Source organism: Sphingobacterium chungjuense, assembly GCF_011316935.1.
Taxonomy (GTDB): Bacteria; Bacteroidota; Bacteroidia; order Sphingobacteriales; family Sphingobacteriaceae; genus Sphingobacterium; species Sphingobacterium chungjuense.
Window position 1 is genome coordinate 138,651 of the sequence record NZ_WLYS01000005.1, and the last position, 20,442, is coordinate 159,092.

Genomic DNA, 20,442 nt, shown 5'->3' on the forward strand with positions numbered 1-20,442 from the left:
GTAGGATAGAGCGCTTATGATATACTTATAGGTAGTCGTGAGATAATGCGTTTAAGATGAAGCTCATGTAATCGATTCATCACTATTTAATGCAGGGTTACTCGTTTGCCAGTCTTGGCCGACTCTTTTGCTGCTTCGAGGATTTTCACCACGATCAGATTGTTTTCTAAGCTGGATAAATCTTGTCCGGGTTCGATTTCTTGGTTCAATACGGCTGCTAAATAGTCGAGATGGTTGCTAAGATTAGTTGGTAGCGAATTGGCGGTTGTTTCGTGATAAGGAGCACGTTCATTTTCTCTTATTCTAAGCTTTGTTGGATTCACCGCTTGTATGTAACCGGTATCACCAAATACTTCCATATCCTTAATTGAAAATGGCCAATTCCATGATGCTTCGACAATTCCGGTTGCTTCAGGATATTCTAAAAGAATAGTCGCGTCATCATCTACATTCGGATAAATGTCTTTCTTGAGTTGGCGTGTAATGGCTGTGACCGCTATCGGTGCTTTTCCATCCATCAACCAGGTCATGAGGTTTGCACCATAACAACCAAAATCCACAATCGCACCGCCGCCATTCTGTACGGGATCCGTTAGCCAGCTCAGAAACTCCTTACTCACGTTAATTTCTTTTGGCCCTTGATGCCCATCATGTACCACCATTTTCCTAATCTTTCCGATCTCTTTGTTGATTTTGATTTTCTCATACACTTCCTGATTACTGGCGTACCATGTGGTTTCGTAGTTTGTCAACAAATGGATATCATGCCGTTTCGCCAATTGTGCCATACGTTCCGCTTGCTTTACTGTTGTTGCCAAAGGCTTTTCGACCATCACCGATATACCTAGTGGTGCTGCTGCTTCTACAACGGCGAGATGTTCATTGATAGGATTATAGGCCAACACGACATCTGGCTTTCGCATTTTGAGCAACGCGGATAGATCTTCATTAAAGAGCGAATCAGCTAGTTTGTACCGCTGCTTAAAGCGGTTGATCAGATCGCCGTTACTTTCGGAAATACCCACGATATTAACTTCCCCTTTTTCGTAGCTATTCATGATCAGGTAAATGTGATCATGACTTAGGCCGGCCACTACTACGTTCAGTTTATGCTGTGCCATGGCATTCATTCCGGCAGGGGAGAAGGCTAGGATGCACAGCGCACAAAATGCTATGAGGGAGAATTGCTTTTGCTTCATGTTTATCAGGTTAGATCGCAATGTAACGTTTTCTGTGCAGAATACATTTTAGCGTTATAAATATCTATCCGTTTCCTTTATTTCGAGATCATTAATGCTGGCATAGCGTCTTTTCATCAGGCCATTCTCGTCAAACTCCCAGTTTTCATTGCCATAAGCTCTAAACCATTTGCCTTCTTTGTTTCGATATTCGTATTCGAACCGAACAGCAATCCTGTTGTCGGTATGAGCCCAGTATTCTTTTCTAAGTTTGTAATCCAGTTCTTTTTCCCACTTCGCGGTTAAAAATTGGACAATCTCTTCCCGTCCGTTGACAAAAACGTCGCGGTTTCGCCACTCACTGTCTATGGTATATGCCAAAGCAATCTTTTGAGGATCTCTGCTGTTCCAAGCGTCTTCTGCCATTTGAGTTTTCTGCTTTGCGGTCTCCACGGTAAATGGAGGCAAAGGGTGTTTCTGTTCCATTGCTGTAAAATTTAAATTAAACTATCTATGATTTTTTTTGATTTTTCGACCAATTCATTTGATTTAAATAGTTGACTTTCAATGATGGCACTTTCAAATAGGAGATAGATATGTGCAGCTAGCAATTCGTCTCCAATTTCTTTTTCAAAAAAACTTCTTAAGTCATTTTTGTGCGCCTGTATCACGGAAAGTATGGCGTTTTGCGCTTTGGATATTTCCGACAGGATATTTAAAAAACTACATCCCCTAAAATTCTCTTTCTGGTTCATCTGAATGATGAAATCAAAGGCGGTCAACAGTTTTTCTCTGCTATTCGCAGACTTCGCGACAAAGCTTAAGAGTTCAGAAAACCAGTATTCATGTCTGGCATTTAGAAATGCAACGCAGAGCTCGTCTTTTGATTTAAAATGCTGATAAAAGCTCGCCTTGGCTACCTTAGCTTCGCTAATAATCTGATTGATTCCAGTGCTATTATATCCTTGTTGGTGAAACAGGAGGGAAGCGGTATGTATTATTCTTTCTCGCGGACTGCTCATGCCTTTTGTTATTATGTAAGCAAATGTAGATAAGTTATAATAAACAGACAAGTCTGTCTACAAAATTTAACATTTTGTTTACTACACACCCAACTGCTTGTAAAAACTACTAAACTGATCTGCATGACAATGCTAATTCCTCATCCTGCTTCCTACTACAATTAAAGCGGATAATTGTATACAAAAGAAATACGAAACCAAGCAGGTGTGTTCTTTGTTGAGTTTCTATGCCACTTGATCCAGAAATTGCAAAAGCCATCTTGTCTCTCACCGCTGCGCGTGGTGCAGAGAAAAGCATTTGTCCATCGGAGGTGGCGCGCCACCTCTATCCAGACAATTGGCGTGATCGAATGCAAGATGTGGTTGATGTAGCGATCGCAATGCACAGAAAAGGTGAGGTGCTGGTCGTACAGCACGGCGAACCCGTGGATGTAAACCAGATCAAAGGACCAATACGCATTAAAACTACTTGATTCGACCAATTTTATGGTAAAAAACCGCAAACCGAGTTATCTCAGCTTTGACAAAGATAGTTACCCTTGGAAACCGGATATCGACTATCGCGAAAATCCAGAACAGTATCGCGTAGGCAAAGGAGAACAAGGCGTACTGATTTGCGAACCTTACAAATCAGAAATCGGGCAATATTGGCGATTTAAAACGGAGCAGATCGCTGTAGAAAGTAGCGACAAAATATTTGAACTATTTGAAGCGTATGTGAAAGCAGACGATTTAGTAGGAGCTGACATGGCTCGAAAATATTTACAGATGGGCTATACCCGAGCCAGGCGTTATGCAAACTATAAAGGTGGAAAAAAATATGATGAGCAAAACGACTATGCCCTGTTAGAGCGTGGTACAGGCGATCTTGAAAAAGCAGCTGCTGCAGACGTATTTTATGACCGATGGAAACAAGCCGAAGCAAACGAAAAATATGCCACCATGAAAAAACAGTGGAAGGATGAAAGGGGTTAATAAAACGAACTTACCGCAAAAGATCTGTTTGACCTGCGGCCGGCCATTCACGTGGCGCAAAAAATGGGAAAAGGTGTGGGATGAAGTCAAATATTGTTCACAACGATGCAAAATAACGCGAGTAAAGTAATCTACATCTTGACCATCCAATTGGATGAGGCTAATCAATCGTACTTCGATCACTTAAGGGATCGGCATTTTCCTAGCGAGCGTAATTACCTCAAAGCGCATTTGACGCTATTTCACCAACTACCTGATACTGGACATACTTTTGAGATCCTACGAAATATAGCGAAGAATCAGTTTGATATGGAGGTTGTTGGCCTGATGCATTTGGGTGCTGGCGTCGCTTTTAAGATAATGTCTACAGCGTTGCAAGAATTGCACGCACATTTAAGTCAGGTATTTGCAGCGGTTCTGATCCCACAAGACAAGCAAGGTTTTAGACCGCACATTACAGTGCAAAATAAGGTGACTCCGGCAGCATCAAAAGAATTGCTATCACAATTGGAAAAGACCTTTGAACCTTTTACTGTCCGCGCAACTGGTCTGGATCTTTGGATTTATCAAGGTGGACCTTGGCAACATCAGGAAACATTTGATTTCCTATAAGAATACGCAAGCTTTGGTAAACGTGGGAGGAAGGTTTTACTACAAATCCTAATCTTTCGCTTCGCTTACGGCATTTCGTTTTCTCACTTTACTTCTTGTACTGATCACGTGACCGATATACATATAAGAAGCTCCTATTACCACGATCCATGCGATTAGCGGCGGCATATACTCTTTATAAAAGAACACAAATGCTACGGTGAAGCCAATTATGAAGGCAACAATTATATAGATCAGCACATAAGCCGTCTTAGACTCATAAAAAGATGGTGGTTTGGTGATGATGGAGTGATTTTCTGCGACTGCTTGCTCATTCCAACGTTCTATTTCGCTGAGAAAATCTTCTTTAAAGGCGAGAAAGTCATTGCTTTTTGTTCTCATGCTCGCGAAAAGTCTTGTCTTACTACCATTATTTAGTGAAAGTTTCATACAATAGTAGTAACGAGTCCAAGGAAAACTGTAATGTCGGATATTACTCCAATCTATTTTAAAATCATCTGCTTTACTCCATGGATAACGTCGCTGCCAATGCCATTTAATACCGTTTTGATTGATTGATAATTGGATTCTACCCGCGCCAAGTCGCCATCCAAGTAAGTATCCTGTAAGCATGTACACACCTATTACTAGAAGGGCTTGATCCTTACTCAAGCTATAAAAATAATACTCTATCATTGAATATTGTTCGAATCCAAATAGGCGAAAAGCCATAATGCTTACGATAAAAGTGAAAAAGACCGAAAGGTGTCTCATGGGAGATCGTACTTGCACAGCATATGTACGAGTGGAAGAAGCTGTTCTCGAATTCGTCGTCATGATCTTATAAAAGTAACAGAAACTGGGTAATTGCTTAAAATGATATCACTTCAATTTCCGTTAGCGGCATGCAAAAAAGAAATCATTGTCGTGAACATGACCTTAGCCGAAACATTTTACTGCAATATCCATTAAATATAATTTCTTAATATACTTAAAATTACGAGTTTTACAATTGTTTTGAGTTTACAATTAACAAATTCAGAAGTGACACAACATAATGCTATTAACCATATAATTGATTATACACTGCTACAAGTTAAAAAAATTAACATAATTTACTATCTTTACTGTATTGAATTATAGACTTTATTGCACGTAGAATTTAAATAACCTAAAATATATGCTATGCAAAACCAAGGCATTGACGAAAAATTATTGTCTGACGAAGAGTTGCTAAAAAGAAGAAAGAAGGTGCGGAATCTGTCGATTTTGTCAGGTTTTATAACGGCTATATTTCTAATCGTCATCGTAAATTTAGCCCTTAAAACCGACCAGTTTTTGATGTTGATTGGGGCAGCTTTTATACCCCTAAGTATTTTGCCGCTGCGCATAGCCTATAAAAGAACTGATAAAGAAATCAAAGCGAGAGGTCTAGATTGATTCGCCACATAAAACACAACTCCTGAAGAGTTGTGTTCTATAATAAACGACTGCCTGCTTCTTTAATTATTTGATATTAAAGTGATATGCTCCGATATCAGGTAGTTGAAGTTTAAAATTTTGTTCATCTCCACGTCATGAGGTGCATTCTTCATTTGCGAGGCCGTGACATTACCGTAGATAAATAGGTGCGTCTTGCCGACTTGGTAATATTTCAGGGAAAAGAATGATCCAATAATGGCCTGATCATTTTCAAAATCGTAACTGATCGTGTATCCCACAACATTGTCTTTCTCCTCTTTCACCAGAACCATGTTTTCATTTTCTGCTACAAATTTTTTCATATCAAAGCCTGCTGGATCAGTCGATACCCAGATGGTCAGCTGTTTTAACCCATAATCTTCTGCGTGTTCTATGTCGTAGATCTTTGAATGATCTTTAAACGTTCCTATTTTTATATCGCCAAATTTTTCATTTTTAAGATCTCCTGATTCATATAGTGCGATCTGCTCTGGTATCTGCAAGATGATGTCGCTATCATACGTATCATCAAATATTGTATCCACTTTGGTGTTCAGTTTTTCCAACGGTAGTAGTTTAATAGGCGGTTGCTTTTTTAAGCTAGCTTTCAAGGAGATAATTTTGTTTTGCACCTCTCTTTCATAGGCAAAAGCCTCCGCAATGTCCTGATCATACTGCTCTTTATCGACTTTTTCAAACTCGATGATCGTGTTCTTGGATTTGGATGATGTCGCATTATCCTTGAATTTAATGAGAAAGCTACTATTGTGGAATGTGTAATCGTACATTTCGTAATAATCCTTTTCGGTAATATCGAGCTGTTTGAGATTAGTGAAACTATCTAGGTTAATTTCCAGCTTTTTGGGATAGTCGAAATGCAGGCTTCCATTCTTTCTGACAAAGTGAAAATTGTAATCCAATATCTCTTCCATCGACATGGCTGTTAGCCCTACAAAGGGTTCATGATCTTCCCGATAAATGGTTTTGATTCGGTAATAGGTTTCCTTTTCCTGGCAAGAAGACTGCAACGTAGTTAATGAAGTGAACAATAAGGAGAGGATAATTATATTTTTCATACGCAATTTACTCAAGTGATCTGTTGCTGTATATCAGGCACTCGCTTGATGCAAAGTAGTATTTACAACGATAGTATCGCCCAACGGTTTATTATTTACAGGTAATCATTTACGATTCGTATTTGATGCTCACAAGCACTTCCTAAATCTACGCCGACAAAATTTCAACTATGCCTGCTATTGTTCGCGTATAGTAGGATTTTAATAAATCGCATACCATGCCAAAACGCCGTTGCATCGCATTGGACGTATTACGAATAATAGGTGTTGCTCTTAACAAATCGTAAATGCCTTTTTGCGAATTGTAAACGATCAAGTGCTAAAAGCCCGTTATGGCTTAACTTTCGAAGTAAGATCAGAAAAGTCAAGATGAGCAAACTAATCTGTATAGCAAAAACCATGAAGATACTATGTTATCTGCTGTTCCCTTTTTGGCTCAGCGCTCAGGACCATCTTACGGAAGAAAAGACTTCTCAAGCGATGATTCATTACCAAGATAAAGAATATGCGCAGGCCGCAAAGCTCTATGAAGAAATCTTGGAGAAAGACTACAAAAATAGCTATTTGCTCACTCAATGTGGGCTCTCGTATTATCATCAACAGAAATTTCAAGAAGCGAAAGAGAAATTTAGATTAGCCACGCTTTATGGAAATGTAGACGATAGAGAAACTATGGCGCTATACCATTCTAATCTATCTGCGGCCTATTCCAATCTAGATGATGATGAACCTGCTTTTGAACATGCAGTTAAAGCTTATTATTTGGATAAAGAAAGATTGTGGAATGCCGCATCCATGGCGCAAAATCTTGGCCGATATGACGACTGTCTAAAGCTCATGAATGAGGCGGAGGAGGGAACATTGCATAATGCCTACCGTACGCTCTATGGCAGATCGTATTACAGAAAAGAGGAATTTAGAAAAGCAATACAACAGTATAAAACCTTTTTCGACCATTATGATCCGAATGATGACACCGTGCCGCTGGTTATTCGAGACGATCGGAACTTTTACCTGTATTCATGCCTTCATGTCTTAGCAAAAAGTGATGATGAGCAGGAGGTAAATGAGATCATCGATCAAGTTATTCAAGTGCAGAAAGCTCATCCTATGGTGATGTATCGTCAAGATATGCTCGCATTTTTTACCATTCCAAAAAATATATGTAAAACCTACGGGTTAGACGTCGAAATGTCTAAGAGGCTTTTCTATGCTTGGGTAAATGATCCGAATAAATATGACGAGTTGCTATTTAGCTTCTACGCGCTGAATGCGTATCATGACACCTACCAGTTAACAGCTAAATATTTGCAGGATGATGTGGGCGAATTGGAGCGGGAATTTCACGAGATTCATTTTTTATCCGCACTGCATCTTTATTTACAAGATCGCAAAAAGCAGCAGACATCTGCCAATGACGAAAGGTTGGAGGAGTTATTATTTCTGTTTGATGATTTTTTTGAAGCAGATCGAATCTATTCTGACGACGAATTCATGGTGATACCTCGAATTGAAAATCTGCTGATGGGCTTGCTGGCGGCTTTTCGATCTAACTATGCTAAGGGGGAAGAACAGGAAAGAATCGCGCCGGTATTAATAAAATTCCTTGAGAGACTTCCCAACGAATCGATAAGAAACAAAATTAAGGATGACTTGGGCTATAATTAGTCATCCGGTGAAAACGAATAAAATATGAATAGAGGAACAGCAGAAAACCGTCATTCTAAATTGATCACTTATGGAATAATAGCCATTGTACTGATCGCTGCCATTGCTTTTGGCGTACATACATATCTCAGATCATCTGTGGATACAACAATACTGAGAAACGCAAAGGATACGACTAACATAAAAGATAGTATGCAACCTACCGGTGCTAATCTAGGAGAATTGCATCAACAAGATACAGTGGCTATAACAAAATTACCGATCGATTGGGATGGCGACAACTCGCCATGGAGTGCGTACCGAGTGATTGGACATGCAACTGATTTGACAGCGAGAAATCTACAATTTGGCGATAAGGTGTGGGTAGACGACGATCAATCCGAAGAAGCATATAAAGTGGTGTTGGCTAGACCTGTGGCCAATAGCAATAGCAGGTCTACATTTCGATTGAATAGTGATTTGCTGATTGAGGAATATCGATTTGATAAGTACAAAACCAACTTTTCTTTAGCGCCATTTACCACGCTCTCATCGGGCGTCAAGAAAATCTTGCTGGATGACAATTATAGTGACGGAAATGCCTACAGTCTGACACAAAATGAAGCTAGGAGCAAGTCATCCGTCGCTTTTGGAGATTTCGACGAAGATGGCATTCTAGATGTCGCCGTGATTATGGATAATAACGAAAAGCAAATTAGTCGCTTACTGATCATTTGCTCTAATAAAGCGACACAACAACCGTATATCGCTTTCGCAGAAAATTACAATGATAAGATGCGTATTCGATCGTTTAAAGAAAAGGCAAAAATATACATGAATACTACTGAATTTGTGCCAGCGCCACGAGACGGTGTGATTCTAACTGCCGACGACGTGGTACTCGCTATCGTGTATGATACCGTATCGCAAAAATTTAAGACGTATTTTCAAGAATAATGATTCATCATTAGGTTTTTAACCCTTAATCTGTTAGGATGGCCAAAAGAATTACCGCGTTAAAATGCCCGCAATGCGGAAGTGTTAAAAAACAATCCGTCAAGGAAGATCACTACATATGCAATCATTGCGATACCGAATATTTTTTAGATAATGACGATATCAATGTCAACGTAAATCATCATCATCGCGGTTTTGAGCGTCGAGGCGCTCAAAACACCACCAAGAAGAATATGGCCATTATAGCTGTTGCGATAGCTTTGATTTTTTATGCCCTAATTAGTAGCATTTTATCCAATACTACATCCAGCTCCGATAAAAGCTCCGGCAAAGATATTTACCAAGATCATGTGCGAGATCAAATGGTGTATACAGGCGCAGATGGCAATCCCAAAATCTTATTTTCAGTCGAGAGAAGGTACGGTGCTTACAGCAAAAAGTCCGATGAATACCTGTTGCTATTCTATGATCCAATCCGAGGAAAAATCATACAAGAACAGAAACCAGAAGCAAAATGGGGAGATAGCCCGTCGTTGAGATACCGAAAATTTGCAGATGGCAATACCTATCTTATTGCAGACGGTAATAATCAATTATATAGGTTGGATAGTGAAGCGGATAAACTGTTGGACGTGTCTGCTCAAATATTTGGTTCGAAGCCAGAATTTGCTGCCGGATTGGCTACGCTAAAGTTTACCAACGACAACTATGGCGACGGGCTTGATATCATGACGAATGATGGAAAAGAGTTTATGTATTTTCCTATTCCCCAAAAGATCTATGCCGAGCGGAAGCTGTTTTTCCAAGATTCAGAGGAATTGAGTACGCTGCCAAGCGACGCGAAAATCAAAAAGTATTATATCTTTTCCGAGAAAAGCTCGTCTTATCCCGAGGAACCTATCCAACTCATTCAGTACGATTATCAGGAAAAGTCGGGTTTTCCGATTCGATTGCCGTATGGCGCCGAATGGAAGGATGTCCGAGATTATCGCTACTCCAATAATGTCACCTACAAATCGGTGTTTAGTAGTCATGATAAAAGAGTGGTGAGTTTCAAAGATCTGACGCCAGATCGTATGTATTTCAAACCGACCGTGATGTATCAGGAAGAAAATCGCCTGTACATCAAGACCTTGCCCAATGCCAATCCCGAAAATACGGCGTTATTACAAAAGATCGATACGGAAACTGGTCAGGTAATTTGGACCTACAAGCCCGACGCGGTCAAGTCTGAGTTTAGCGACCTCAGCGTATACAAAGATGGTATTGGATTGTACGTTTACAGTTTTGGATCGCCCCGTGTGCGAAAATTTGTATTACTCGGTGATCAGGATGGTAAACCTTTTAAAGAGATTGATCTGGATAATTTTAAACTTAACTAGTTGGTGATATGAGTCTATTTAATTTTTTCAAGAAGCAACTCTCCACGGTAATATCATGGAATCCACAGCAAACGGATATGCTACTTTGGAAATATCCCGCAAAAACCGATGAGATCAAAAATGCTAGTAAATTGATCGTTGGCCCAGGTCAGGGTTGTATTTTGGTGTACGAAGGCAAAATAACTGACGTATTGGATCAGGAAGGAACCTACACAATCAAAACAGACAATCTGCCATTTATCACCACTTTACTCAAGGTGATGCAATTAATGGAGAGTGAGCACAAAGTGGCTTTATTCTTTTATCGGAAAGCCGAAGTCGTCAATCAAAGTTGGGGAACATCGTCGCCTGTAAAATACGTAGACCCCATCTATAAGATTCCGGTGAAAATGAGTGCTTTTGGGAATTTCTCGTATCAAATGATCAATCCACACAAAGTTTTTGCCGATTTGGTAGGTTCTACGAATGAGTTTACCACCGAATCTTTTCGGGATATAGTGCAATCCAGAATTCCTTCTTTATTGATAAGCTATCTGGCCAATCAAAAGATGTCATATACGGAGATTGATACGCAACTGACAAGCATTATGACTGAAATGCGAACTCAGCTTATTAGCGAGTTTGAGAAACTCGGTGTTCGTATTACAGATTTCAGAGTGGAGGGTAATAGTTTTGATGCCGATACAGAAGAAAGAATTGGTCGTGTGGCTGATGTAACGATTGATGCGATGGCAGCAGCTGAAGGTGGCTTAAGTTACGAACAATTAGAAAAACTGCGTGCGCTGCGTGATGCTGCGCGCAACGAAAGTGGCGTAGCTGGTGCGGGAGCAGCTTTAGGAGCGGGGCTGAGTATGGCAAATGTATTTAATAAGTCGATCGACGAAGTGACTACCCCAAGTCGAAATGCAGATCCCATTGCGCAATTGCAAAAGCTGAAACTTTTACTGGATGAAAGCATCATTACGCAACAAGAATTTGATCAGAAGAAAAAAGAATACTTAGAAAATCTATAACGACATAACGTATGAAATACATTATTGTAGCCATTTTTATACTCTCTCTTTTGAGTGTTTGCTTTTTAAGTTTGAACTATATATGGGCATGGTTCCCCGTAAATTATGGGGATGTGATGAAAGTGGCAATTTCCATATTGATTCTGTTGTTGGTGATGACCGGATTGGTGATGATCTTCTCGGGTGCTTTTGCACAAAATCCGAACCATCCAAACGTGGGCAAAAAATGATACCAGAAAAGAGCTCAATATGAAAAGTAGATTGCTATACACCATTGCTGCATTTTTATTCGTCACGATCTTTTTCACGGTTGGATTTATTTATCAATTTTCACATGGCGCCAAGATCGGAATTGCCACATTAAAAAATATTGTCATTGATCGGGCGCTGTGCCTAAGTATACCTATCTCAATTGCTTATTTTGCAATCCATTCGGTGGTTATTACCCAGAAAAACAGATGGGTATTGGCTATTATGATCTTACTCATTTTAGGAACATTATATGCTGTGTTAGGCTATTTTTTTCTATTTCACATTGTATTAGTGGGCTTGTTAGATAATCCTTTTGTTGATTGATTCGCTGCTGTTTCCTACAGTCTGGAGGAGGTATAGAAGGCAGTTTCGGCACTGGTTTAGTAGATGATATAAATGGCGTGGTCGCGAATATAATTCTGCGTAATGAAACAGGAGCGGAGATGGTGCTCGCAGACACCATTCAAAATCCAATTTATCTGCAACGCTTTGCGCTGCGGGATCACGAGAATCACTTATCTCCGCATCTCGGTATTCAAATACCGGTAGAGATCAGTATCACCGATGTGCTCTAAAATATTATTGTGCTAATAGCAGACTTATGGTTATATATTTTTTTATCAGACTGATTATTGGAATAGCAGCCTTGTCGATTCTTGGTTTCTACCAGATGAACAACGATTTTGGCGGAGGTAACAATGGTATGGGTTTAAAATTATGGTTATACGTAGCTCTGGCCATATTAGTCATTGAAGCATTATACTTGTTCGTAGAAATGCTGATTCTTGCTTATAAATCCAACTTCCGTTTTGCCGCGATTAATCTGGTTCTTCTCGTTATAGGTATATTTGTTTTCCTGTTTTTGGCTTCCCGATAATTCACTCATTATTACATTTTAAACTCTTTTATCATGACTTTTAAATATTGTACCGTTTTAGTTTTCTTCCTGTTTCATCTCTCCATGTCTCGTGCACAGGAGGTAATGTTGCCAGAAGTGTTGGATGCGGACAAAATATTGTTTGATGGCAAATTACATCGATTCCTTTCTGTACAGGAGTTTGGAGCACACTTCCAGCAAGCAGACAGTACCAGACTAATGATGGAATTGGAACCTTGTAGTTACGTTTTTGAGTATCCTGATGGGAGCAAAGATGCAGACGATGAATATTGGTATAAAGATGGCTCTCGTTTTGAGCGAAGTAAGGAAAAATTGGCCGTTGATGAATTTCGCTTTACTAAAGATCATTTTATCCTTTATGATGGACTAAGATTAGATTCATCTACCACGTTAGCAGAACTGCGAAAACATTTTCCAAACGCAGTTTACGCGATGGGAGAAATAGAGGTGTATGGCGAAGGTAAACTACAATTGATCATATTCCGCGAAGATGATGAAAACCTATCTGATGGGCACATTCGTCTATTCCTTAAAGACGGGAAGTTATCTTTCATACATTGGTGGTTTCCATGCTAGGCGTGGTGTGCTATTTCCATTAACAGCGCATTAATATTTGAAAAATTGGTGCTACATTAGGGAAGTATTTAACGCAGTGCTGGTTTGCTATATAACGGTAGCAACCAGACATGCGGAAGTCTGACATTAAGAGCCAAGAAAACTCAGACAATTACCGAAAAACATACTTAAATTCAAAAATAGCATAATGGAAACGCACCAAATAATGATTTGCGCATGATCAACGTGGTGATTATCGAAGACGAACCCGCTATACGCAACGAGATAAGCTACTTATTGCAGCAGGAAGAAGATGTTGCAATAACTGGCTGGAGTGATAATATCGGCGATGCAATTACCTTGCTGGAGCAGCAGCCACCTGATCTTATATTAATGGATATTCAATTGCGGGATGGTACCGCTTTTGATATTTTGAATCAGCTGAAAACTCCACCGCAGAATATCATTTTTATCACCGCTTACAATCATTTCGCTATTAAAGCGATAAAATATGGGGCGCTTGATTATTTGCTCAAGCCAATTGACCAGACCGAATTGAAGGAAGCGCTCGATCGCTACCGGCGCCGTCACGAAGACAATCCACAGTGGATGCAGCAATTATCGCTTGCGCAACATACGATGGAGTATAAGCAACTTCCAGAACACATTGCTCTAAACTCCGTTCATAACATTCGAATTATACCAGTCAATGATATACTCTACTGCAAGGGAGATGGTCCGTATACGCATTTTCATTTACAAAATGGAAAAGTGGAACTGACGTCAAAACCTTTAAAATACTTTGAAGAATTGCTTCCCAGTCCTTATTTTCTGCGTACGCATCAGTCGTATTTGGTCAACAAGCAGTACATCTCTGCCGTGCATCGATCTGAGTTTTTGGTGTTAGAAAATAACGTGGAAATACCTATTTCTTTGCGGCGAAAGAACTTTATTATTGAACAACTTTCTCCGTCGAAATGATGCGTACCTTCTTTCCCTTATTTGTACTGCTCATATTTTTCATGCAAGCCTGCGAAGAGCACGCTAATAGTACGAACCAGCTTGCATCCGATCTTACTGAACAAATACTGGCACTCGAAAAGGCATCTGTTACACCAGATAGCTTTGACTCGCTGAAAAGCGTCTGGCAAGGATTGTACAGCAATCCAGCGTTACATTTGGATAGCGTGCTGTATACCAAGGTAAACTATCATTTGGCGCGACTATACGGGATGAGAGGACAGGACTCTGCAAGTTTCTTTGTGAAGCAAGCGTTGGATTACATCGAGCCGACAAAAGGCAACTTTGATGAAAAGGCGTTGGTATACAATGGGATGGGCAATATCTTGAGCATGCAAGCCAAAGCGCACGAAGCGGGTTATTATTATAATCAAGCGGCTGCGATTGTACTATCCGACAGTTTGGTCGAACTCTCACCCGAAGCCAAATCCGTTATGTTGCTGTCAGCAGCGCAAAGTAACAATGCTACGTATCAACTATCTTTGGCCGAACGAATGATTCGCCAAGCAATCCCCATTTGTGATTCGTTACCAGCAGGACACATCAGTCATCAACGCGTTTTAGTGCAGATGATTCACGTATTGCGAGCACTAAAACAGCCGGCAGACAGTATAGCACCTTATCTGACGAAATTAGAAACACTTCATCTGCACTATCCCTCGCAATACAATCCGGCCTATCTATATGAGTCGAAGGTTTTTTATTTTGAAAAGACCAATCAAACGGATTCTCTGCTGCGCTATCAGCTACTCAAGACGCAGTTGGATGAAGAAAAAATTCGGTCAACTGAAACTCATGCTACGGATATCAACAATTTGTTTCTGGATTACTGCAATGTAGCAACCACTTACTTGTTACTAAATCAGGTAATTCCTGCGGGAAATTTTTTGCAAAAAGCAGCCACGCTAAAAAGAGAAAACAAGGAAAAGATGTTGGCGCGGAACGATATCTATTACCAAAAGGCAGTTTCCTCGCTGTGCAAACAAACAGGACGAAAAGACGAAGCTATCGCACTCTTGAATCAGACCATAGATTTGGAAGAAAATATCTACCAAGAGCAAAACACACAAGCGGTCGCCGAAATGAATGCCTTGTATCAGCTGCAAGCTAAAGATCGATCTATCCAGACCTTACATGAGAATATCAAAATCAATGACTTACGGCTGGAACAAAACCGCCTTTGGCTGATTATTTCTTTATTATCGTTGGGACTGTTGGCATTCCTAATATTCTTTTTGTACTACCGTCAACAGCAGCGGCGAATCCGGTCGGAACGAGAAAAGGTGATTTTACAGCAACAGCTGTTGCGCACGCAGATGGAACCGCATTTTATCTTTAATACGCTTGCTGCATTGCAAAGTTTTGTACGTCTAGATCAAAAAGAACGCGCCATTAAATACTTGAACCGTTTCAGTCGGCTTTTGCGAAGTAGTTTGGAGTTGAGTCGAGAGCAATTGGTACCACTGAGTGAAGAGGTAGAAACGTTGGAAAATTACCTGAGTTTACAACAGATGCGCTTCGAGCAAACGTTTACCTACCAGATCAAGAGTCCCGAAGATCAAGATTTGACAGCGATCATGATACCACCGATGTTGATACAACCTTTTGTGGAGAATGCCATTGTCCATGGTATGGATATGGAAACGGGAACGGGCTATGTCGTAATTGAATTTTTATTACACGAGGATATCTTGGAAATCAAGATTAGCGACAGTGGTAAAACTGTCGCGGCGGGAGTCGTGCCGGATCACCGATCATTATCCAGCACAATAAGTCGCGAAAGACTCCATTTACTAGGCAAAAAGGCAAAACTAAAAATCAAGGCGACTGCAAATGGTGGTACGATTGTCACCCTTCATATTCCGGTTCGAAATCAGTGCAAAACGGTGTAATGGAATTTTTAGGAATCGCTTCATTTAAGGCTTAAATGATAAAAAAATGTAGATAATTAACCTTATTCGAGGTTTAATTTTTGTATTTAATCCATTTTTTTCTTTGAGATCACATATGCAACATACAAACTCCTCAACTATTGATTATCAGCCCTTGCGCCGACTACTGTTAATTGAACTCTTGGGTTCTCATCCCAGCTATAAACGACAAAAGCCTCAACTTTCGTTGAGGCTTTCGTGATCCCGCTGGGATATTTTGCGTCGATATGCCCCATACGCGAGGCCGCAAAGAATATGTTCGAGCCCATCCTCACGCTTCTGTTCGAATCGGGCGGAAACAAAGAAAGCAACTCTAAAAGAGTTGCTTTCTTTGTGATCCCGCTGGGATTCGAACCCAGGACCACTACATTAAAAGTGTAATGCTCTACCAGCTGAGCTACGGAATCGAACTTCTCATTTTCGAAGTAACCTTCGTTGTTTGAAGTGATGCAAAGGTACGTTTTTATAAGACAATTGCAAATATCTTTTTCAATTTTCTCGTCTTGCAGTACTATTTACTTAGGATTTTCCTTTCGGTATTGCGTATAAGATTCACTGATATAGACCCTTAAATCTTCCGGGCTAGCACTTTGAATAAATGATAAACTTGGTCTATAGCCGTCTCTAAATAGAGGGATCTCATCATCCGTAAGTGGTGTAAGAGAACGAATCAGTTGATTGGTGAATACACGATCTACCGTACGGTTGTCTCGTTCAGCGATCAGAATGTCTAGATTACTACGCGCTTGCTTACCACGTCTTCCAAATAAACGAGAAGGAGAGACCCGAAGTCCACCACGTTGTTGGCTTGCTTCAGCGGCCTTGCCATCATTCTTTGCGCGCGCAATTTCTGATGCTAGCCGGCTATCTGATAGGCGGGTTACGTAGACTTCGTTGATCACCAAAGTTTCTGGATCTCTCACCAGATAGACGCGACGAAGTGCTTGTTCGTAGATAAAAATGGTATCAGCTTCATATCCACCACCTGATAAACGCAGATAATCATTGGTTTTTGCTTCAATTTTGAAATTACCATCACTATCAGTCTCCGTTTGCTTATTAGTGCTCAGGTTTTTGACTAATATACCACGCAGCTTATTGCTACTTTCAAGGTCATATACTACGCCCTTTAATTCCTGACCCCAAGCACGAAGCCCAGAGGTCAGGAATACAATTGCCAAGATGGTAATGGATAAATACGTTCTTTTCATTTTTAGTTGGCTCTCCAAGTATTGTTTTCTTGATTAATATCTGGATACACGTGATCCGGATCGATAGTGACTGACGTCAATCTTTCTGTAGTTTCTAACGTAAATGACCAGCTTTTGTTTCGTTCCCAAATATCTACAGGCAATTTTTTGCGCACTTTTTTTCCACTTTCGGTCGTCGCTTCTACGACAACAGGTAAGGCCAATTTTTGCAAGTTGCTAATTTTGATTATGGCCCCTTTTTCTGGCGACATTTCTACGTACCGTACTTCATCAATCGCTTGATCCAATAGCCAATTGTGTTGAAACCATCCACGCCAAAACCAAGCAAGATTTTCACCTGTTTCATTTTCGATTGTGCGGAAGAAATCTTCTGGTGTAGGATGCTTGAAGGCCCAAGCATGCACATACGCTCTGAATGCCGCATCGAATCGCTTAGCACCAATAATCTCATCGCGCAATAAGCGTAAGCCAAAGCCAGGTTTGTAGTAGGCTAGGATTCCTAAATTACGCTCGCGCATGTTTTGAGGCGAACTCATAATTGGCTCCAAGCCTGGTACAGCAAAAGCTGTTGTCATACTATTACGATCACCTATGCGACGCTCATATTCACCGTTGTTAAAAGCGGCAGTAGAGAGATCATTAATGAAAGTATTAAAGCCTTCGTCCATCCAAGCGTGTAGGCGCTCGTTGCTACCGACGATCATCGGAAACCAATTGTGTCCAAACTCATGATCTGTAACTCCCCACAAGCTACCTGCTTTTGCTTCGCTAGAACAAAATGAAATGCCAGGGTACTCCATACCACCTACATTGGATGCTACATTGACTGCGACAGGGTAAGGATATTCAAACCATTTTTTAGAATAATACTCAATCGAAGCTTTGGTGTATTCGGTAGAACGCTCCCAAGCATTGGTGCCGTTACTTTCTGCCGGATACGCAGACATGGCCATGGCAGTTTTGCCGCTAGGAAGATTTATTTTCGCCCCATCAATGATGAATGATTTTGAAGAAGCCCAAGCTACGTCACGGGCATTTTCTAAGCGGTATTTCCAGGTTAGTTCCTTCTTGCCGCTTGGACGCGATTGTTTATTGGATACTTCAGCAGCACTACGAATCATCACGGTCTTGTCGCTCTTTTGAGCGTCTTTATAACGTTTTAATTGCTCACTTGTCCATACATCTTGTGGGTTCAACAGTTCGCCACCCATGACTACGATATGATCTGCCGGAGCGGTAATTTCTAGATTAAAATCTCCGTACTCACAATAAAACTCTCCTGGGCCAGTATACGGAAGTGAATTCCAACCTTGCACGTCATCGTAAACGTAAACGCGCGGATAACATTGCGCGATAGCGTAGATATTGCCTTGTTTTGTTTCTAATATCCCAGTACGATCAGCACCATACTTCGGGATGTTGTATGCGTATTCGATCGTCAGCGTGGTCTTTCCACCATTTGCCGCTAGCGGCTTGGCAAAATCAACGCGCATACGCGTGTCGTTGATCGTATACTTAGTGTCGTTTTGCCCATTAATAGTTACGGAAGCAATGTCATATCCCCCTTTGAAATCGTTACCTGCACTGCCGTAGCGACTATTTGAAAGAGGTACTACAGCTTGTCCAACAGAATTTGGCTCGAAGAGGTTTTGATCCAACTGCAACCAAATGAAATCCAACGCGTCCGGACTATTGTTGGTGTACGTGATCGTTACTTGACCCGACACCCTGTTAGCCTGATCATCTAGACGAACTTTTAGATCATAGCTGGCGGCATTCTGCCAATAGCTGTGACCAGGACGACCACTTGCTGAGCGATATGGAGAGCCATTATTGTTATAAAATATAGGGTGGAAAGCTTCTGTATAGTTGTATAACGACTCTGTCGTCTGTTGTGCTTGAAGGCTTAAAGTGCTGATGGCCATCCCAGCCATGGCTACACAGGATAATAGTTTATTCATTTGTATGCGCTTTTCTAAAGGGTTGTTTCATAAGTTTTTTCGTCGAATCCAACGATCAAGCCTGATGCGTGTTGGATTATCGGACGTTTGATCATGCTATTGTTAGCGGCAAGGATTTCATTCGCCGACGGCGCATCTACAATTTGCTGCTGTACTTCGGGTTCGAGCTTCCGCCAAGTTGTCCCTTTCTTATTTAATAAGGTTTCGTAAGAAACGTGTTCTTCCCACGCGGCCAACTGGGTGACGGTAGCTTGTTCTTTCTTGAAATCATGAAATACAAAAGGTTTGTTATGCTGCGTGAGCCAATCCAGTGCTTTTTTTACGGTGCTGCAATTTTTGATGCCGTAAACATGTAAAGGAGAATTATTGGATGCTGTCATGTCATAAAGATATTAAATAATCGTTTATAAGGGTATAAGCAGGCATAAAACTTGTCGATGGGTTATTTGTTATTATAGCAGATAACGAGATACAAAAACTTAAATTGATTGTAAATCTTGAATATAGTTTGTATTTTAATAAGAAATTTTGAACAGATGCACCTAGACACTATTCACCTCGAAGTAACCTACAATGCGCCCGTAGAACGTGTGTGGCAGGCATTAACCGAACCAGATCAGATTCGGGAATGGTGTTTTGATGTACCCAACTTTATGGCGGAGCAAGGCACTGAATTTGAGTTCCATAAATTAGGGCATAAACGAATGTTTCTGCATCGTTGTAAAATTTTAGATGCAAAAGATAAAAAGCGTTTGCAATACACGTGGAGCTATCCAGATTTGCAGATTGGCGAATCCGTCGTGACTTGGGAACTGATCCCTCGCGGTGCGGTTACTTCTGTACGATTGGTGCACGAACATTTGCTTAATCACAAAGATGGCGGAGAAGCGTTTACAATAGATAGTTTTGATTCGGGTTGGAATAACATATTGAAGCGTTCATTAGCAGACTATTTAGAAAAATAAACATGGAATTTAAACATATCCCTAAGGGAAAAAACGGAATCATCCTAGCTTTAGAAGATGATGTACAATACGGTGAGGTTACGTACGTTTCTCGTACTGAAAACGAAATCGTTATAGACCATACCGAGGTGGAATCTTTTGCTCGTGGCAAAGGTGTTGGCAAAGCACTTATTGCGGAGTTGGTAGCCATAGCACGGGCAGAGAATTGGAAAATCGTTCCTGAATGCCCATTTGCACTTGCTGAGTTTGAAAAAAATGATTCTTATGCCGATTTACGAGCTTAAACGTCATAATTTCTGTGATATAAGTGAGCATGACTCACTTTTTTTGTTTTCTTTGTAAGCTGA

At 40.6% G+C, this 20,442-nt stretch carries 26 protein-coding genes and 1 tRNA gene; 17 read left to right on the top strand and 10 right to left on the bottom strand.

The annotated features are described in order from the left end of the window. Window positions 1-86 precede the first annotated feature (86 nt). From GKO22_RS13345 to GKO22_RS13355, 3 genes are read right to left on the bottom strand one after another with little or no spacing between them, the layout of a single operon-like run. Window positions 87-1,199 carry a Gfo/Idh/MocA family protein gene (locus tag GKO22_RS13345; protein WP_240920308.1) on the bottom strand — a complete coding sequence of 371 codons (1,113 nt, stop codon included), beginning with the start codon at window positions 1,197-1,199 and terminating at the stop codon, window positions 87-89. Window positions 1,200-1,253: 54 nt separating this feature from the next. After that, a complete protein-coding gene (locus tag GKO22_RS13350; RefSeq protein WP_166335832.1) occupies window positions 1,254-1,664 on the bottom strand; it encodes a nuclear transport factor 2 family protein in 411 nt (136 codons plus the stop codon). An 11-nt stretch (window positions 1,665-1,675) separates the two neighbouring features. Next, window positions 1,676-2,200 carry a TetR/AcrR family transcriptional regulator gene (locus GKO22_RS13355; protein ID WP_166335834.1) on the bottom strand — a complete coding sequence of 175 codons (525 nt, stop codon included), beginning with the start codon at window positions 2,198-2,200 and terminating at the stop codon, window positions 1,676-1,678. A gap of 227 nt (window positions 2,201-2,427) precedes the next feature. On the opposite strand from GKO22_RS13355, the gene GKO22_RS13360 reads away from it, so the two are divergent. From GKO22_RS13360 to GKO22_RS13375, 4 genes are read left to right on the top strand one after another with little or no spacing between them, the layout of a single operon-like run. Further along, window positions 2,428-2,673 carry a DUF3253 domain-containing protein gene (locus GKO22_RS13360; RefSeq protein WP_166335836.1) on the top strand — a complete coding sequence of 82 codons (246 nt, stop codon included), beginning with the start codon at window positions 2,428-2,430 and terminating at the stop codon, window positions 2,671-2,673. Window positions 2,674-2,686: 13 nt separating this feature from the next. Further along, window positions 2,687-3,175, top strand: coding sequence for a DUF4385 domain-containing protein (locus tag GKO22_RS13365; protein ID WP_166335838.1), 489 nt, complete (start codon window positions 2,687-2,689; stop codon window positions 3,173-3,175). Beyond that, window positions 3,162-3,305 (top strand): DUF2256 domain-containing protein, encoded by a 144-nt coding sequence (locus tag GKO22_RS13370; protein WP_166335840.1) that lies wholly within the window; start codon window positions 3,162-3,164, stop codon window positions 3,303-3,305. Before GKO22_RS13365 ends, GKO22_RS13370 begins: the two co-directional genes overlap by 14 nt. Beyond that, on the top strand, window positions 3,281-3,787 hold the full coding sequence (locus GKO22_RS13375; protein WP_166335842.1) for a 2'-5' RNA ligase family protein: 507 nt from the start codon (window positions 3,281-3,283) through the stop codon (window positions 3,785-3,787). Before GKO22_RS13370 ends, GKO22_RS13375 begins: the two co-directional genes overlap by 25 nt. A gap of 48 nt (window positions 3,788-3,835) precedes the next feature. Here the strand turns inward: GKO22_RS13375 and GKO22_RS13380 are convergent, their stop codons facing one another. Further along, on the bottom strand, window positions 3,836-4,168 hold the full coding sequence (locus tag GKO22_RS13380; RefSeq protein WP_166335843.1) for a hypothetical protein: 333 nt from the start codon (window positions 4,166-4,168) through the stop codon (window positions 3,836-3,838). Window positions 4,169-4,951: 783 nt separating this feature from the next. Between GKO22_RS13380 and GKO22_RS13385 the strand changes: the two genes are divergently transcribed. Then, a complete protein-coding gene (locus GKO22_RS13385; RefSeq protein WP_166335845.1) occupies window positions 4,952-5,206 on the top strand; it encodes a hypothetical protein in 255 nt (84 codons plus the stop codon). A gap of 62 nt (window positions 5,207-5,268) precedes the next feature. On the opposite strand, the gene GKO22_RS13390 is transcribed toward GKO22_RS13385, so the two are convergent. After that, on the bottom strand, window positions 5,269-6,303 hold the full coding sequence (locus tag GKO22_RS13390) for a hypothetical protein (RefSeq protein WP_240920309.1): 1,035 nt from the start codon (window positions 6,301-6,303) through the stop codon (window positions 5,269-5,271). Between the two features lie 399 nt (window positions 6,304-6,702). Here GKO22_RS13390 and GKO22_RS13395 point away from each other — a divergent pair, with 399 nt between their 5' ends. The 7 genes from GKO22_RS13395 to GKO22_RS13425 are packed head-to-tail and all read left to right on the top strand — an operon-like array spanning window position 6,703 to window position 12,129. Beyond that, on the top strand, window positions 6,703-7,971 hold the full coding sequence (locus GKO22_RS13395) for a tetratricopeptide repeat protein (protein WP_166335847.1): 1,269 nt from the start codon (window positions 6,703-6,705) through the stop codon (window positions 7,969-7,971). A 24-nt stretch (window positions 7,972-7,995) separates the two neighbouring features. Then, window positions 7,996-8,907, top strand: a complete 912-nt coding sequence (locus GKO22_RS13400; RefSeq protein WP_166335849.1) for a hypothetical protein — start codon at window positions 7,996-7,998, stop codon at window positions 8,905-8,907. Between the two features lie 38 nt (window positions 8,908-8,945). Next, a complete protein-coding gene (locus tag GKO22_RS13405) occupies window positions 8,946-10,289 on the top strand; it encodes an Rcat domain-containing protein (RefSeq protein WP_166335851.1) in 1,344 nt (447 codons plus the stop codon). 8 nt (window positions 10,290-10,297) lie between these two features. Further along, window positions 10,298-11,302, top strand: a complete 1,005-nt coding sequence (locus GKO22_RS13410) for an SPFH domain-containing protein (RefSeq protein ID WP_166335853.1) — start codon at window positions 10,298-10,300, stop codon at window positions 11,300-11,302. A gap of 11 nt (window positions 11,303-11,313) precedes the next feature. Then, the gene (locus GKO22_RS13415; protein ID WP_166335855.1) at window positions 11,314-11,532 is read left to right on the top strand and encodes a hypothetical protein; all 219 of its coding nucleotides are present in this window, start codon (window positions 11,314-11,316) and stop codon (window positions 11,530-11,532) included. A 19-nt stretch (window positions 11,533-11,551) separates the two neighbouring features. Beyond that, window positions 11,552-11,878 (top strand): hypothetical protein, encoded by a 327-nt coding sequence (locus tag GKO22_RS13420; protein ID WP_166335857.1) that lies wholly within the window; start codon window positions 11,552-11,554, stop codon window positions 11,876-11,878. Beyond that, complete coding sequence (locus tag GKO22_RS13425; RefSeq protein ID WP_166335859.1) at window positions 11,875-12,129, top strand: hypothetical protein; 255 nt, start codon at window positions 11,875-11,877, stop codon at window positions 12,127-12,129. Before GKO22_RS13420 ends, GKO22_RS13425 begins: the two co-directional genes overlap by 4 nt. 182 nt (window positions 12,130-12,311) lie before the next feature. Here GKO22_RS13425 and GKO22_RS16760 read toward each other — a convergent pair whose 3' ends face one another. Beyond that, a complete protein-coding gene (locus tag GKO22_RS16760) occupies window positions 12,312-12,440 on the bottom strand; it encodes a hypothetical protein (RefSeq protein ID WP_262886496.1) in 129 nt (42 codons plus the stop codon). A gap of 24 nt (window positions 12,441-12,464) precedes the next feature. Between GKO22_RS16760 and GKO22_RS13430 the strand changes: the two genes are divergently transcribed. The 3 genes from GKO22_RS13430 (at window position 12,465) to GKO22_RS13440 (ending at window position 15,919) form a co-directional block, all read left to right on the top strand. After that, window positions 12,465-13,028: a hypothetical protein gene (locus GKO22_RS13430; protein WP_166335861.1), complete on the top strand. Its 564-nt coding sequence runs from the start codon at window positions 12,465-12,467 to the stop codon at window positions 13,026-13,028. 216 nt (window positions 13,029-13,244) lie between these two features. Continuing rightward, on the top strand, window positions 13,245-13,988 hold the full coding sequence (locus GKO22_RS13435) for a LytR/AlgR family response regulator transcription factor (RefSeq protein WP_166335863.1): 744 nt from the start codon (window positions 13,245-13,247) through the stop codon (window positions 13,986-13,988). Next, the gene (locus GKO22_RS13440) at window positions 13,985-15,919 is read left to right on the top strand and encodes a sensor histidine kinase (RefSeq protein WP_166335865.1); all 1,935 of its coding nucleotides are present in this window, start codon (window positions 13,985-13,987) and stop codon (window positions 15,917-15,919) included. The genes GKO22_RS13435 and GKO22_RS13440 overlap by 4 nt, the downstream gene beginning before the upstream one ends. 373 nt (window positions 15,920-16,292) lie before the next feature. Here the strand turns inward: GKO22_RS13440 and GKO22_RS13445 are convergent. From GKO22_RS13445 to GKO22_RS13460, 4 genes are all read right to left on the bottom strand, one after another. After that, a tRNA-Lys gene (locus GKO22_RS13445) sits at window positions 16,293-16,365 on the bottom strand. 108 nt (window positions 16,366-16,473) lie between these two features. Next, window positions 16,474-17,169 (bottom strand): carboxypeptidase-like regulatory domain-containing protein, encoded by a 696-nt coding sequence (locus GKO22_RS13450; protein ID WP_166335867.1) that lies wholly within the window; start codon window positions 17,167-17,169, stop codon window positions 16,474-16,476. A gap of 2 nt (window positions 17,170-17,171) precedes the next feature. Further along, complete coding sequence (locus GKO22_RS13455; protein ID WP_166335869.1) at window positions 17,172-19,130, bottom strand: M1 family metallopeptidase; 1,959 nt, start codon at window positions 19,128-19,130, stop codon at window positions 17,172-17,174. Between the two features lie 14 nt (window positions 19,131-19,144). After that, a complete protein-coding gene (locus GKO22_RS13460; protein ID WP_166335871.1) occupies window positions 19,145-19,510 on the bottom strand; it encodes a Spx/MgsR family RNA polymerase-binding regulatory protein in 366 nt (121 codons plus the stop codon). 156 nt (window positions 19,511-19,666) lie between these two features. On the opposite strand from GKO22_RS13460, the gene GKO22_RS13465 reads away from it, so the two are divergent. Both GKO22_RS13465 and GKO22_RS13470 read left to right on the top strand, forming a co-directional pair. Beyond that, window positions 19,667-20,095 carry an SRPBCC family protein gene (locus GKO22_RS13465; RefSeq protein ID WP_166335873.1) on the top strand — a complete coding sequence of 143 codons (429 nt, stop codon included), beginning with the start codon at window positions 19,667-19,669 and terminating at the stop codon, window positions 20,093-20,095. A 2-nt stretch (window positions 20,096-20,097) separates the two neighbouring features. Then, the gene (locus GKO22_RS13470) at window positions 20,098-20,379 is read left to right on the top strand and encodes a GNAT family N-acetyltransferase (RefSeq protein WP_166335875.1); all 282 of its coding nucleotides are present in this window, start codon (window positions 20,098-20,100) and stop codon (window positions 20,377-20,379) included. Window positions 20,380-20,442: the final 63 nt, after the last annotated feature.

Bases quoted from the DNA above. Each gene is read 5' to 3' on its own strand.
- GKO22_RS13455 (WP_166335869.1), bottom strand. From the start codon at position 19,130: ATGAATAAACTATTATCCTGTGTAGCCATGGCTGGGATGGCCATCAGC.
- GKO22_RS13370 (WP_166335840.1), top strand. From the start codon at position 3,162: ATGAAAGGGGTTAATAAAACGAACTTACCGCAAAAGATCTGTTTGACC.
- GKO22_RS13465 (WP_166335873.1), top strand. From the start codon at position 19,667: ATGCACCTAGACACTATTCACCTCGAAGTAACCTACAATGCGCCCGTA.
- GKO22_RS13410 (WP_166335853.1), top strand. From the start codon at position 10,298: ATGAGTCTATTTAATTTTTTCAAGAAGCAACTCTCCACGGTAATATCA.
- GKO22_RS13430 (WP_166335861.1), top strand. From the start codon at position 12,465: ATGACTTTTAAATATTGTACCGTTTTAGTTTTCTTCCTGTTTCATCTC.
- GKO22_RS13415 (WP_166335855.1), top strand. From the start codon at position 11,314: ATGAAATACATTATTGTAGCCATTTTTATACTCTCTCTTTTGAGTGTT.
- GKO22_RS13395 (WP_166335847.1), top strand. From the start codon at position 6,703: ATGAAGATACTATGTTATCTGCTGTTCCCTTTTTGGCTCAGCGCTCAG.
- GKO22_RS16760 (WP_262886496.1), bottom strand. From the start codon at position 12,440: ATGAGTGAATTATCGGGAAGCCAAAAACAGGAAAACAAATATACCTAT.
- GKO22_RS13360 (WP_166335836.1), top strand. From the start codon at position 2,428: ATGCCACTTGATCCAGAAATTGCAAAAGCCATCTTGTCTCTCACCGCT.
- GKO22_RS13470 (WP_166335875.1), top strand. From the start codon at position 20,098: ATGGAATTTAAACATATCCCTAAGGGAAAAAACGGAATCATCCTAGCT.
- GKO22_RS13450 (WP_166335867.1), bottom strand. From the start codon at position 17,169: ATGAAAAGAACGTATTTATCCATTACCATCTTGGCAATTGTATTCCTG.
- GKO22_RS13355 (WP_166335834.1), bottom strand. From the start codon at position 2,200: ATGAGCAGTCCGCGAGAAAGAATAATACATACCGCTTCCCTCCTGTTT.
- GKO22_RS13405 (WP_166335851.1), top strand. From the start codon at position 8,946: ATGGCCAAAAGAATTACCGCGTTAAAATGCCCGCAATGCGGAAGTGTT.
- GKO22_RS13420 (WP_166335857.1), top strand. From the start codon at position 11,552: ATGAAAAGTAGATTGCTATACACCATTGCTGCATTTTTATTCGTCACG.
- GKO22_RS13385 (WP_166335845.1), top strand. From the start codon at position 4,952: ATGCAAAACCAAGGCATTGACGAAAAATTATTGTCTGACGAAGAGTTG.
- GKO22_RS13375 (WP_166335842.1), top strand. From the start codon at position 3,281: ATGCAAAATAACGCGAGTAAAGTAATCTACATCTTGACCATCCAATTG.
- GKO22_RS13400 (WP_166335849.1), top strand. From the start codon at position 7,996: ATGAATAGAGGAACAGCAGAAAACCGTCATTCTAAATTGATCACTTAT.
- GKO22_RS13440 (WP_166335865.1), top strand. From the start codon at position 13,985: ATGATGCGTACCTTCTTTCCCTTATTTGTACTGCTCATATTTTTCATG.
- GKO22_RS13345 (WP_240920308.1), bottom strand. From the start codon at position 1,199: ATGAAGCAAAAGCAATTCTCCCTCATAGCATTTTGTGCGCTGTGCATC.
- GKO22_RS13435 (WP_166335863.1), top strand. From the start codon at position 13,245: ATGATCAACGTGGTGATTATCGAAGACGAACCCGCTATACGCAACGAG.
- GKO22_RS13380 (WP_166335843.1), bottom strand. From the start codon at position 4,168: ATGAGAACAAAAAGCAATGACTTTCTCGCCTTTAAAGAAGATTTTCTC.
- GKO22_RS13350 (WP_166335832.1), bottom strand. From the start codon at position 1,664: ATGGAACAGAAACACCCTTTGCCTCCATTTACCGTGGAGACCGCAAAG.
- GKO22_RS13460 (WP_166335871.1), bottom strand. From the start codon at position 19,510: ATGACAGCATCCAATAATTCTCCTTTACATGTTTACGGCATCAAAAAT.
- GKO22_RS13390 (WP_240920309.1), bottom strand. From the start codon at position 6,303: ATGAAAAATATAATTATCCTCTCCTTATTGTTCACTTCATTAACTACG.
- GKO22_RS13365 (WP_166335838.1), top strand. From the start codon at position 2,687: ATGGTAAAAAACCGCAAACCGAGTTATCTCAGCTTTGACAAAGATAGT.